Origin of the sequence: Pseudomonas sp. Q12-87 (assembly GCF_001269755.1) — a bacterium.
Lineage (GTDB): Bacteria > Pseudomonadota > Gammaproteobacteria > Pseudomonadales > Pseudomonadaceae > Aquipseudomonas > Aquipseudomonas fluorescens_S.
The window spans coordinates 72,662-85,339 of sequence record NZ_LHVI01000002.1; the positions used below are offsets into that span (position 1 = coordinate 72,662).

General features: G+C 62.7%; 12 protein-coding genes. 6 read left to right on the plus strand and 6 right to left on the minus strand.

Annotation, left to right across the window (positions count from 1 at the left end; genetic code table 11):
* Nucleotides 1-4 precede the first annotated feature (4 nt).
* Nucleotides 5-919, minus strand: coding sequence for an oxygen-dependent coproporphyrinogen oxidase (hemF, locus tag AD663_RS00450; RefSeq protein WP_003177171.1), 915 nt, complete (start codon nucleotides 917-919; stop codon nucleotides 5-7).
* Nucleotides 920-1,082: 163 nt separating this feature from the next.
* Between hemF and AD663_RS00455 the strand changes: the two genes are divergently transcribed.
* A complete protein-coding gene (locus AD663_RS00455; RefSeq protein WP_053213074.1) occupies nucleotides 1,083-2,060 on the plus strand; it encodes an NADPH:quinone reductase in 978 nt (325 codons plus the stop codon).
* Between the two features lie 202 nt (nucleotides 2,061-2,262).
* Here the strand turns inward: AD663_RS00455 and AD663_RS00460 are convergent, their stop codons facing one another.
* From AD663_RS00460 to AD663_RS00470, 3 genes are all read right to left on the minus strand, one after another.
* Complete coding sequence (locus tag AD663_RS00460) at nucleotides 2,263-2,820, minus strand: L-threonylcarbamoyladenylate synthase (protein WP_003177175.1); 558 nt, start codon at nucleotides 2,818-2,820, stop codon at nucleotides 2,263-2,265.
* Between the two features lie 60 nt (nucleotides 2,821-2,880).
* Entirely contained in the window at nucleotides 2,881-3,981 is a 1,101-nt protein-coding gene (dprA, locus tag AD663_RS00465; protein WP_003177177.1) for a DNA-processing protein DprA, read from the minus strand.
* Between the two features lie 80 nt (nucleotides 3,982-4,061).
* Nucleotides 4,062-5,087: a LysM peptidoglycan-binding domain-containing protein gene (locus tag AD663_RS00470; RefSeq protein WP_003177178.1), complete on the minus strand. Its 1,026-nt coding sequence runs from the start codon at nucleotides 5,085-5,087 to the stop codon at nucleotides 4,062-4,064.
* A 167-nt stretch (nucleotides 5,088-5,254) separates the two neighbouring features.
* On the opposite strand from AD663_RS00470, the gene def reads away from it, so the two are divergent.
* From def to trkA, 4 genes are all read left to right on the plus strand, one after another.
* The gene (gene def / locus AD663_RS00475; protein ID WP_003177179.1) at nucleotides 5,255-5,761 is read left to right on the plus strand and encodes a peptide deformylase; all 507 of its coding nucleotides are present in this window, start codon (nucleotides 5,255-5,257) and stop codon (nucleotides 5,759-5,761) included.
* A 72-nt stretch (nucleotides 5,762-5,833) separates the two neighbouring features.
* Nucleotides 5,834-6,793 carry a methionyl-tRNA formyltransferase gene (gene fmt / locus AD663_RS00480; protein WP_053213075.1) on the plus strand — a complete coding sequence of 320 codons (960 nt, stop codon included), beginning with the start codon at nucleotides 5,834-5,836 and terminating at the stop codon, nucleotides 6,791-6,793.
* Nucleotides 6,790-8,100 carry a 16S rRNA (cytosine(967)-C(5))-methyltransferase RsmB gene (gene rsmB, locus AD663_RS00485; protein WP_053213076.1) on the plus strand — a complete coding sequence of 437 codons (1,311 nt, stop codon included), beginning with the start codon at nucleotides 6,790-6,792 and terminating at the stop codon, nucleotides 8,098-8,100. The genes fmt and rsmB overlap by 4 nt, the downstream gene beginning before the upstream one ends.
* Before the next feature lie 24 nt (nucleotides 8,101-8,124).
* Nucleotides 8,125-9,498 (plus strand): Trk system potassium transporter TrkA, encoded by a 1,374-nt coding sequence (gene trkA / locus AD663_RS00490; RefSeq protein WP_003177182.1) that lies wholly within the window; start codon nucleotides 8,125-8,127, stop codon nucleotides 9,496-9,498.
* A gap of 73 nt (nucleotides 9,499-9,571) precedes the next feature.
* Here trkA and AD663_RS00495 read toward each other — a convergent pair whose 3' ends face one another.
* Both AD663_RS00495 and AD663_RS00500 read right to left on the minus strand, forming a co-directional pair.
* Nucleotides 9,572-10,471, minus strand: coding sequence for a D-hexose-6-phosphate mutarotase (locus tag AD663_RS00495; RefSeq protein WP_053213077.1), 900 nt, complete (start codon nucleotides 10,469-10,471; stop codon nucleotides 9,572-9,574).
* A 57-nt stretch (nucleotides 10,472-10,528) separates the two neighbouring features.
* On the minus strand, nucleotides 10,529-10,933 hold the full coding sequence (locus AD663_RS00500; protein ID WP_003177184.1) for an acyl-CoA thioesterase: 405 nt from the start codon (nucleotides 10,931-10,933) through the stop codon (nucleotides 10,529-10,531).
* A 374-nt stretch (nucleotides 10,934-11,307) separates the two neighbouring features.
* On the opposite strand from AD663_RS00500, the gene AD663_RS00505 reads away from it, so the two are divergent.
* Nucleotides 11,308-12,606 (plus strand): MFS transporter, encoded by a 1,299-nt coding sequence (locus AD663_RS00505; RefSeq protein WP_053213078.1) that lies wholly within the window; start codon nucleotides 11,308-11,310, stop codon nucleotides 12,604-12,606.
* Nucleotides 12,607-12,678: the final 72 nt, after the last annotated feature.

Consider the following 12,678-nt stretch of genomic DNA (forward strand, 5'->3'; position numbering starts at 1 on the left):
CCGTTCAGGCCGTTGCCAGCCAATCGCGATCCTGCAGGAAGTATTCGGTCAGCCGCGCTTCCTCGCTGCCCGGTTCGGCTTTCCAGTCGTAGCCCCAGCGCACTTGCGGCGGCAGGGACATCAGGATCGATTCGGTACGCCCGCCCGATTGCAGCCCGAACAGCGTGCCGCGGTCGTAGACCAGGTTGAATTCCACGTAGCGCCCGCGGCGAAACTCCTGGAACTCGCGCTGCTTGGCGGTGAAGGGATCATTCTTGCGTCGGCGCATGATCGGCAGGTAGGCATCGATGTAGGCGTCGCCAATGGCGCGCATGAAGGCGAAGCTGGTGTCGAAATCCCATTCGTTCAGATCATCGAAAAACAAGCCGCCGATGCCCCGTGGCTCGTTGCGATGCTTGAGATGAAAGTAGCTGTCGCACCAGGCTTTGTAGCGCGCATATACATTCGGGCCGAACGGCGCGCAGGCCTGCTCGGCGACACGGTGCCAATGCACGCAATCTTCTTCTACGCCGTAGTAGGGCGTCAGGTCGAAGCCACCGCCGAACCACCAGACGGGCTCTTCACCTTCCTTTTCGGCGATGAAAAAGCGCACGTTGGCGTGGGACGTCGGGATATGGGGATTGTGCGGATGAATGACCAGCGATACGCCCAGGGCTTCGAAGCCGCGCCCGGCCAGTTCCGGCCGGTGGGCACTGGCCGACGGTGGGAGACCGCTGCCAAAGACGTGGGAAAAATTGACGCCGCCCTTTTCGATCACCGTACCGTTTTCAATGACCCGCGTGCGACCGCCGCCACCGGCAGGCCGGGCCCAGGCGTCTTCGACGAAGCGCGTGCCGCCATCCTCGGTTTCCAGGGCGGCGCAGATACGGTCTTGCAGGTCGAGCAGGTAGGCTTTCACGGCCTCGGTGCGAGTGGACATGACATCACCTTGATCAGGGCTACGCTACGCGGCGTACAACGGGCCGGTCGCAAATTGGCGCACAGGATACCACCGCACTTGCCCACGCCACAGTTGACGAAGGTCAAGCTTAGGAGTCCGATAGCAGGCTTGGTAAATGTCCCTCGACAAGGAGAGAGTGAAGATGGCCAAACGTATCCAGTTCAGTTCCCACGGCGGTCCCGAAGTGCTTGAGTACGTGGACTACCAGCCCGCCGAGCCGGGCCCGCAGCAGGTACGCGTCAGCAACAGGGCCATCGGGCTCAACTTCATCGACACCTATTACCGCAGCGGCTTGTACCCGCCACCGGCGCTGCCCTCGGGCCTGGGCGCCGAAGGGGCGGGCGTGGTCGAGGCGGTCGGCAGCGAGGTTTCGCGCTTCAAGGTCGGCGACCGGGTGGCGTATGGCAGCGGTCCTCTGGGCGCCTACAGCGACGTGCATGTGCTGCCCGAAGCCAACCTGGTGCACCTGCCCGAATCCATCAGTTTCGAACAGGCGGCCGGCGTGATGCTCAAGGGCCTGACCGTGCAGTACCTGTTGCGCCAGACCTATGAACTCAAGGGCGGAGAAACCATCCTGTTTCACGCCGCCGCGGGTGGTGTGGGCTCGTTGGCGTGCCAGTGGGCCAAGGCCTTGGGCGTGAAGCTGATCGGCACCGTCAGCTCACCGGAGAAAGCCGCGATAGCCAAAGCCCATGGTGCTTGGGAAACCATCGACTACAGCAAGGAAAACGTCGCACAACGCGTGCTGGATTTGACTGACGGCAAAAAAGTACCCGTGGTGTACGACGGGGTCGGCAAGGACACCTGGCTGACCTCGCTGGACAGCGTCGCCCCCCGTGGCCTGGTGGTGAGCTTTGGCAATGCCTCGGGCGCGGTGGACGGGGTGAACCTGGGGATTCTTTCCGCCAAGGGCTCGCTGTACGTCACCCGCCCGACCCTGGCCACCTACGCCAACAACGCCGCAAACCTGCAACGCATGGCCGATGAACTGTTCGCGATGATCAGCAGCGGCAAGCTCACGGTGGACATCAACCAGCGTTATCCACTGGCGGAAGCGGCCAAGGCCCAGACCGAGTTGTCGGCGCGACGGACGACCGGGTCGACCATCCTCTTGCCCTGAGGTTGGGGGGCAGGTTGCTTGAAAAAACTGTGGGAGCGAGCTTGCTCGCGATTGCGGTGGGTCAGCTTGAATCCAAGTTGGATGTGCCGTCGTCTTCGCGGGCAAGCCCGCTCCCACAGAGGGGCCCATTGAACGCAAGACTTGTGTTCGCCGAGAATCGAATGTGGGAGCGGGCTTGCTCGCGAATGGGACCTGCGCGGTCTCAGTCCGGCCGCACGACTTTCCCGGTCGCCAGGTCGCGAATCACGCTGGGGTTCTTGCGCCCGCCCAGGTTACCGCCCAGCACCAAGTCGATCTGCCCACGGAAATACTGTTCGACGCGAATCCGCGTGCGCGCTGCCGGGCGACCCTGGGGGTTGGCCGAGGTTGACACCAATGGGCCGACCAGCGAGCAGAGGTCGCGCACCGTGGGATGATCGCTGACCCGCAGTGCGACGGTATCGTGCACACCGGTAATCCATTCAGGCAGCAGACACTGGTGCGGAACCAGCCAGGTATTGGGCCCTGGCCACGTGCTGGCCATGCGGTCCATCCAGGTTTCGGGGAAGTCTTCGAACAAGAAGTCGAACTGGCGGATATTGTCAGCCACCAGGATCAGGCCTTTGTCAGGCAACCGCGATTTGATCGCCAAGAGCCGTTCCACCGCTTCCTCGTTCCACGGATCACAACCCAGGCCCCAGACCGCTTCGGTTGGATAGGCAATCACCGCCCCGGCACGAATTTCTCGCGCGGCTTGTTGCACACGCCAACTGTTGACCATGAAAGAATCTCCGCAACACAAATAAGGCTGTGCGCAGTTTACCGATCTTCCCCATAAAACCTAGCGCGTGCGCGCAAACCAGCGACCATTGTCACGGATGGCGCGTCCTTCCATTTCCAGCTCGGTCAGGGCTGCAAGCACCTTGGGCAACCCCCAGCCACTGGCATCGGCCAGCGCCTCAGTGCTCAGCGGGGCGGCATGCAGCAGGCGCAACAGCGGATGGGTCACGGGTTCAGGCGCTTGGGCTGGCGCTAACCGCTGCCAGCCCCGCAAGGCTTCAAAGATATGTTCAACGGTTTCCACCAGCGCGGCGCCGTCGCGGATCAGTTGGTGACAGCCCCGGGCGCCGGGATGATGAATGGACCCCGGAATGGCGTACACCTCGCGACCCTGTTCGGCGGCCAGCCGTGCCGTGATCAGCGAGCCACTGGCAATACTGGCCTCCACCACCAGCACACCCAGGGACAAGCCGCTGATGATCCGGTTGCGGCGCGGAAAATTGCTGGCATGAGGTGGCGCGTCCAGCGGGAACTCCGACAGCACGGCGCTGCCCTGGGCAATCATCGCCTCCGCCAGTCGTCGATTGCGCTGTGGATAAAAATTTTCCAGGCCGGTGCCCAGTACGCCGATGGTGCGCCCGCCGACGTCCAGCGCCGCTTGATGGGCTGCCGCATCGATACCCAAGGCCAAGCCGCTGGTGATGACAAAACCGGCGCCGGCCAGGCTGCGGGAAAACGCCGCCGCGGTGTCCATGCCCGGTCGCGATGCGCGGCGACTGCCGACCATCGCCAGCTGGGGTTTTTCCAGGATCGATGCGTCGCCCGCGACGAACAGCAGCGGTGGCGCGTCGCTGATCTGCGCCAGCAGCGCCGGGTAGTCCGGTTGGTCCCACATCAATAAATGCTGACCCGAACGCTCTAGCCAGGCCAATGCGTGGGCGGCGCCGTCACGCACATCCGGGTTGCGCCGAGCCTCGGCGCACGCCGCAGGCAAGCGCAATGCTTGCCACGCGCTGGCCGGTGCGCTGATGGCTTTGGAGGCCGAGCCGAAGGCCTCCATCAGGGTCATGAAACGTTTGGGTCCAAGCTCCGGCAAGCGATGAAGACGTAGCCGGGCCTCCAGTTCCGCAGGGGAAACCGGAGCAGATTCAGGTAATGACATGCGATCATCCTTGACCGTTATAAGCCCCGTAGAAACGGGAACAAGCTGTGGATAACTCTGTTGGTAACTTGTGAGACCCGTTATGGATTACGCACCTTGTCGAGCACCGCCAACGAACGCGATGCGTAGAGCACCAAGCCATAACTGAGCTTGTCGTAGGTACGGAACACCATCAACAGGCCGGCCCGTTCGTCGGGGATTTTTACCGACTCGCCAGTGATGCGGTCGCGCACGGTCTCCCCGGTTTTCATCACCGCCAGCACGTTGCCTTCGGCCAGCCCATCGCGACGGCCCTTGTTCAGGGTTACCACGTCGAGCGCGCCGATCTGGGTCACGCCCCGGGGCACGTCGAGGATCAGCCCGTTGATTTCCGATTTTGGCGCGCTGGGCATGAACGTCGAGTTGATCGAGCGTTCTTCGCCGCTGAACAGGCGGTCACCGAGGCGTACTTCCTGGGTGGTGCGCTGCAGGGTCAGCGTGGTGACATCACCCTCGGTGGCAACCACTTCGCCGCCGCCGATATCGTCGGCGTTGATGCCCAGGAACTCCTTGGTCTCGGGGTCGGTGTAGACCTTGCCCTGGCGGAAGATGCCATACGCCGACTGGCTCGCGTCGAATGAACCACGGGCAAAGACCCGGTCTCCCATGCCGCTGAGCACCCGCTCGGCATTGCCGGCGACAATATACGGCGCCTTGTTGAAATCCTCGGCGGTGTCGACGATACGGTTGCTCAATAAAAAGCTGTTGATGGCCTGCAGCGGAATGCTCGGGATGGCGTCGGCCACCGGCGAGCTGCGGATGCGCGGGGACAGTTTGATGGTGCCTCGCGAGGAGCCGCGATTGAGGGTCAGGCGCGGCTGCCCGTTGACGTAGACCAGCGACAGGGTGTCGCCGGGATAGATCAGGTTCGGGTTTTCGATCTGCGGGTTGGCCTGCCAGAGCTCCGGCCATTTCCAGGGCTCGCGCAGGTACTTACCGGAAATGTCCCACAGGGTGTCTCCCGTCACCACCGTGTATTGCGGGGGAAAACCCTCCCGAAGTTGCACTTGCCCGTGCGCGACGCCGGCCGAGGCCAGAACGAGCAGGGCGAGTAGTGATTTCCTCATGCGGTGAATCCCTTTATTATGTGCGTTCGCGTGAAACGCCAGAGCCCCCGTGGCTCGCTCCGTGAGGCTCTGCGCTTCAGGAGCAACGTTTTACAACGGTAGCCTGCATCCCAAGACACGCCAGGCCAGCCACCCGACTTTACCTCACACGTGCATTTATCAAGCTTATGGCCATTTTGAACATTCTCGAATTTCCGGACCCGCGCCTGCGCACTATCGCCAAACCCGTGGCCGTAGTGGACGACGAAGTGCGTCAGTTGGTCGATGACATGTTTGAAACAATGTATGAGGCGCCAGGCATCGGCCTCGCCGCGACCCAGGTCAACGTGCACAAGCGTATCGTCGTCATGGACCTCTCCGAAGACCGCAGCGAGCCACGGGTGTTCATCAACCCCGAGTTCGAAACCCTGACGGACGAGATGGAGCAATACCAGGAAGGCTGCCTCTCGGTTCCGGGCTTCTACGAGAACGTCGACCGCCCGCAGAAAGTCAGGATCAAGGCCCTGGACCGTGACGGCCAGCCTTACGAAATGATCGCCGAAGGCCTGCTGGCGGTGTGCATCCAGCACGAGTGTGACCACCTCAACGGCAAGTTGTTCGTCGATTACCTGTCTACGCTCAAGCGTGACCGGATCAAGAAAAAACTGGAAAAACTGCATCGCCAGAATGCTTGATGCCCTCCTTCAAAGGCTTGCTGCGGCAAGCCTTTTTCTTTTTGCGACTGCTTTGAAATTTGAGAGCTTCCCATGACTGAGCCACTGCGCATCGTCTTTGCCGGCACCCCTGAATTTGCCGCCGAACACCTCAAGGCCCTGTTGAGCAGCCCTCACGAGATCGTCGCGGTCTACACCCAGCCGGATCGTCCGGCGGGCCGCGGGCAAAAGCTGATGCCCAGCCCGGTCAAGCAGTTGGCCCTGGAAAACGGCATCCCGGTGTTACAACCGCCGACCTTGCGTGATGCGCAGGCCCAGGCCGAACTGGCCGCACTGCAGCCGGACTTGATGGTGGTGGTCGCCTACGGCCTGATCCTGCCTCAAGTGGTGCTGGATATTCCGCGCCTGGGTTGCATCAACAGCCACGCTTCGCTGCTGCCACGCTGGCGCGGTGCGGCGCCGATCCAGCGCGCCGTGGAAGCGGGCGACGCCGAGAGTGGCGTGACCGTGATGCGCATGGAGGCCGGCCTGGACACCGGGCCGATGCTGCTCAAAGTCAGCACTCCGATCAGCGCCGACGATACCGGTGGCAGCCTGCACGACCGCCTCGCGCTCATCGGCCCGCCGGCGGTGGTCGAGGCCATCGCAGGCTTAGCGGCCGGTACCCTGGAAGGCGAAGTGCAGGATGACAGCCTCGCCACTTATGCTCACAAATTGAACAAGGACGAGGCCCGCATCGACTGGAGCCGTCCGGCTGTCGAGCTGGAGCGCCTGGTGCGCGCCTTCAACCCGTGGCCTATCTGCCACAGCACGCTGAACGGTGAAGCCCTGAAGATGCTGGCCGCCAGCCAGGCCGAAGGGCAGGGCGCCCCGGGCGAAATCCTCGGCGCCAGCAAGGACGGTCTCGTGGTCGCCTGCGGTGAACAGGCGCTGTGCCTGACACGTCTGCAATTGCCCGGCGGCAAGGCGCTGAACTTCAGCGACTTGTTCAACAGTCGTCGCGAGCAATTTGCCGTTGGCAGTCATCTGGGCCAAGTGGCGGACGCCTCATGAATCCGCGCCTGGCCGCCGCCAAGGCACTGGCCGCCGTTCTCAGCGGCAAAGCCTCCCTCAACAGTTCCCTGCCGACTCAACTGGACAAAGTAGAAGACCGTGACCGCGGTTTCACCCAGGATCTGGCGTTCGGCACCGCCCGTTGGCAGCCGCGGCTATCGGCCCTGGCGGCCAAGCTGTTGCAGAAGCCGTTCAAGGCCGCCGACGCGGATGTCGAAGCGTTGCTGCTGGTGGGCCTTTATCAGTTGCTTTACACCCGCGTTCCCGCCCACGCCGCCATTGGCGAAACCGTAGGCTGCGCCGACAAACTGAAGAAGCCCTGGGCCAAGGCCCTGATCAATGCCGTGTTGCGCCGCGCCCAACGGGAAAGCGAAACCCTGTTGGCGGAGCTTGAGCATGACCCGGTGGTGCGCACCGCCCACCCGCGCTGGTTGCAGAAAGCCTTGAAGGCCTTCTGGCCCGAGCAATGGGAAGCCATCTGTGCCGCCAACAACGCCCATCCGCCGATGATCTTGCGCGTCAACCGGCGTCACCATACGCGCGATGCCTACCTGGCCTTGCTGGGCGAGGCCGGCATCCCGGCCCGGCCGTGCGAGTTCAGCCGCGACGGCATTCTGTTGGAGACCCCGGGTGATGTACGCGCCCTGCCAGGTTTCGCCGACGGTTGGATCAGTGTCCAGGACGAAGCCGCGCAATTGGCTGCCGACCTGCTGGAACTGGCCCCCGGCCAACGGGTGCTGGACGCCTGCTGCGCGCCGGGAGGCAAGACCTGCCACATCCTCGAGGCCGAGCCGAAACTGGCCGGCGTGGTGGCGGTGGACCTGGAAGCCAAGCGCCTGGTGCGCGTGAAGGAAAACCTCACGCGCCTGGGCCTGGACGCCGAGCTGTTCGCCGCCGACGGCCGCGACACGGCAACTTGGTGGGACGGCAAACCATTCCAACGCATCCTGTTGGATGCGCCATGCTCGGCCACTGGCGTGATCCGCCGGCATCCGGACATCAAGCTCACCCGCCAGCCGGACGACATCGCTGCCTTGGCCGTGCTGCAGGGCGAACTGCTCGATGCCCTGTGGCCGACCCTCGACGTGGGCGGCATGCTGCTCTATGCCACCTGCTCGACATTGCCCACCGAGAACACCGAGGTGATCGAAGCCTTCCTTGCCCGCACCCCGGGTGCCCGCGAGCTGGACATCGCCAGCCAGGCCGGCCTCAAGCAGCCCCATGGCCGTCAGTTGCTGGCCCAGGAAGGCGGTCACGACGGGTTCTATTACGCCAAGCTGATCAAGATCGCCGCCGCGCGCGGTTAAGACCGAATCGATAGGAGTGACCGGATGAAAATCATCATCCTTGGCGCAGGGCAGGTCGGCGGCTCGCTGGCGGAACACCTGGCCAGCGAGGCCAACGACATCACTGTGGTCGACACCGACGGCGAACGCCTGCGGGACTTGGGCGACCGCCTCGACATCCGTACCGTACAAGGCCGCGGATCGTTGCCGACGGTGCTGCGCCAGGCCGGCGCCGACGATGCCGATATGCTGGTGGCCGTCACCAACAGCGACGAAACCAATATGGTGGCCTGCCAGGTCGCCCACACTTTGTTCCATACCCCGACCAAAATCGCCCGGGTGCGCGAAGCCGCCTACCTGACCCGCGCCGACCTGTTCGACAACGAAGCGATCCCGGTGGACGTGTTGATCAGCCCCGAACAGGTGGTGACCAACTACATCAAGCGCCTGATCGAACACCCGGGCGCCCTGCAGGTCATCGATTTTGCCGAAGGCAAGGCGCAACTGGTGGCGGTCAAGGCTTACTACGGCGGGCCGCTGGTGGGCCAGCAACTGCGCCAATTGCGCGAGCACATGCCCAACGTGGAGACGCGGGTCGCGGCGATTTTCCGGCGTGACCGGCCGATCCTGCCCCAGGGCGATACGGTGATCGAAGCGGACGACGAGGTATTTTTCATCGCCGCCAAGGCCAACATTCGCGCAGTGATGAGCGAAATGCGTCGCCTGGACGAAAACTACAAGCGCATCGTCATCGCCGGCGGTGGACAGATCGGCGAGCGCCTGGCCGAAGCCATCGAAAGCCGCTATCAGGTCAAGATCATCGAAATGAACCCGGCGCGCTGCCGCTATCTCTCCGACACCCTCGACAGCACCGTGGTGTTGCAGGGCAGCGCCTCGGACCGCGACCTGCTGCTGGAGGAGAACATCGCCGAGGCCGACCTCTTCCTGGCCCTGACCAACGATGACGAAGCCAACATCATGTCGTCGTTATTGGCCAAGCGCCTGGGGGCGAAAAAGGTGATGACCATCATCAACAACCCGGCCTACGTCGACCTGATCCAGGGCGGCGACATCGACATCGCCATCAGCCCGCAACTGGCGACCATCGGCACCCTGCTGGCCCACGTGCGGCGTGGCGACATCGTCAGCGTGCATTCCCTGCGCCGAGGCGCGGCCGAAGCCATCGAGGCGATTGCCCACGGCGATGCCAAGTCGAGCAAAGTGATCGGCAAAGCCATCCGCGACATCGGCCTGCCGCCAGGCACCACCATTGGCGCGATCATCCGCGATGAAGAAGTGCTGATCGCCCATGACGACACCACGATCCTGACCGGCGACCATGTGATCCTGTTCCTGGTGGATAAAAAACACATTCGCGACGTCGAGAAGCTGTTTCATGTGGGGTTGAGCTTCTTCTGATCCAGAATCTGCGGTGCATGATCGTTCGCTTTCGCGGGCAAGCCCGCTCCCACAGTGGTATTCATGGTGTGGCTTAGAGCGGCTTGCTGCTGATGCTCACGCCCAGGGTATGGCTGGCCTCGGGTAACAGCGTCACCACATCGTCCATCACGTTTGCCGTCTCGATGCACAGCATGCGCTGCCAGCCATCGTCGGCCATGTCACTGAAGGCCTTGGCGCGTTCGGTCCAGGGATTCCAGATCACCGCCGAGCGCGAACCGCAGCTGGTCAGTTCGATCCGTCGATTCCAATGCGGGTCGACAATGCTCAGCGTCGGCGGTGTGTCGAGGTAGATGCGGTCGGTCTCGCCGGCAAAATGCAAGTTGCCGGCCTGGGTCGCGGTGTTCCAGTCGTCCAGGGTCTCGATGTAGTCCAAGCCGTCCACCCCTTCGACATGCACATTGCGCACATCGCTTACGGCGAAGTAGCTGTGCAGCGCCTGGCTGAGGCTGACGGTTTCACTGCCGCGGTTATGGCTGGTCAGGCGGATGTGCAACTGCTCGTCCATCACGATGGTCAGCGTCAGGTCGACTTGGTGCGGCCAGCCCGAGAGGCCGTTTTCCGGATAGGGCAAGACGAATTCCACCTTGAGGCTCTCGCCTTCGGCTTCGATGCCCTTCAGCTCCCAATCCATTGCCCGCACCAGGCCGTGGGCGGTGGCCGGGTCGTTGCTGACGCGCATGGCCTGGACGCTGTCTGGGTTGCGCGTCAGGTTACCGAACCACGGCCAGCACACCGGCACGCCGGCGCGAATGCTTTTGCCGGCCTTGAAAGTGGCCTGGTCGTTGAGCCAGATCAGCGGCGGCTGGCCGTCTACTTGATAACTGAGGATGTGCGCGCCTTGCTGGGCCACCAGCAACTCGGCCTGACCGTGGCGGATGCGCCAGCCGTTCAGTTCATCCAGTTTGACGGCTTCGACATTGGGCGTAGGCATGCTGCAAATCTCGTTCAGGAACAGGAACTGCAATGGACCGCAAAACGGCCGCCGTGTTTAACGGGCGCGAGGTGGAACCGAGCGGGTACGACCGCTGCCGTCGATGGCGACGAACACGAACACGGCCTCGGTCACCTTGCGCCATTCGCTGGACAGCGGATCGTCGCTCCAGACCTCGACCATCATCTGGATCGAGCTGCGGCCGATTTCCAGCGCCTGGGTGTAGAACGACAACTGCGCGCCCACGGCCACCGGCACGAGGAACGCCATGCGATCGATTGCCACGGTGGCGACGCGTCCGCCGGCGACCTTGCTGGCCATGGCTGTGCCGGCCAGGTCCATCTGGGACACCAGCCAGCCGCCGAAAATATCGCCAAAACCATTGGTTTCACGCGGGAGCGCGGTGATTTGCAGGGCCAGGTCGCCTTGCGGGATCGGATCTTCTTGTTCGAGTTCTATCATGCCGGGGGTGCCTCTGACCCGTAACGCTGTCTTGTGCTTCAGGTGAATAGCCGTCCTTGAAAAAAACGATTCAGCCCGAACAGACTACGTTCGTCACGTTTTTCGTAAAGGCGTGCCAAAGGGATACTCTGCGAAACCGGCTGGTTCTACTTTTCGCCACCAACGGCGTTTTCGCACAGCAACCCCCTACAAAGTGTTGCAGGTTGCGAGTATATCGGGCGATAGGCGTCGAGACGACCACCGGGTTCTGATTTTGACCGTCAATTACGCGCCTCTATGTGCTTTTTCGAACAATTTGCTATCGTGCCGAACCTGCCCAGGCCCCAAACCCGCGTTGTCGGGTTGCGCAATTGACTATAAGAGAAGCCCTTGCCATGACCACTGCGCCTTCGAGCACGACGACGCCCGCACAACCTGCACGTCCACTGACCCGCAACGATTACAAGACCCTGTCGCTTTCTGCCCTTGGCGGTGCGCTGGAGTTCTACGATTTCATCATTTTCGTGTTCTTTGCCACCGTGGTCGGCAAATTGTTCTTCCCCGCCGACATGCCCGAGTGGCTGCGCTTGATGCAGACCTTCGGCATTTTTGCCGCCGGTTACCTGGCCCGGCCATTGGGCGGCATCGTCATGGCCCACTTCGGCGACCTGCTGGGGCGCAAGAAAATGTTCACCCTGAGCATTTTCATGATGGCCGTGCCGACCCTGATCATGGGTTTGCTGCCCACTTACGCCCAGATCGGCATGTGGGCGCCCATCCTGCTGTTGCTGATGCGGGTGATCCAGGGCGCAGCCATTGGCGGCGAAGTGCCGGGTGCCTGGGTCTTCGTTTCCGAACACGTTCCTGCACGGCACATCGGCTATGCCTGCGGCACGCTGACCTGCGGCCTGACGGCGGGGATCCTCCTGGGTTCGTTGGTCGCGACCGCCATCAATGGCATCTACACACCGGTGGAAGTGGCGGATTACGCTTGGCGGATTCCGTTCCTGCTGGGCGGTGTGTTTGGCCTGTTCTCGGTGTACCTGCGCCGCTGGCTCCACGAAACCCCGGTTTTCGCCGAGCTGCAACTGCGCAAGGCCCTGGCCGAGGAAGTGCCGTTGAAGGCCGTGCTGCGTGACCATCGCGGCGCCATCACCATTTCAATGCTGCTGACCTGGCTACTGTCGGCCGGCATCATCGTCATCATCCTGATGACCCCGACAGTGTTGCAGACCGTTTACCATTTCAGCCCGACCACCGCATTGCAGGCCAACAGCCTGGCGATTGTTTTCCTGAGCTTTGGCTGCATTGGCGCCGGCGTGCTGGCCGACCGCTTCGGCGCTGGGCGGGTGTTCGTGTTTGGCAGCGCCTTGCTATTGATTACTTCCTGGACGTTCTACCACAGCCTGTTCGACCACCCCGAGTGGCTGTTCCCGCTCTATGCCCTGAGCGGCTTGCTGGTGGGCACCATTGGCGCCGTGCCTTATGTCATGGTCAAGGCGTTCCCGGCCGTGGTGCGCTTCAGTGGCCTGTCATTCTCCTACAACCTGGCCTATGCGATCTTCGGCGGCCTGACCCCGATGGTCGTCACGCTGCTGCTCAAGGAAAGCCCGCTGGGCCCGGCCTATTACGTGGCGGTGATCTGCGGGATTGGAATCCTGGTGGGTGGCTATCTTTGGAAAAACGGGCGCTAAGCTCAAGGCGGTTGCGATTCATTGTGGCGAGGGAGCTTGCTCCCGCTGGGTTGCGCAGCAACCCCTTCTTTA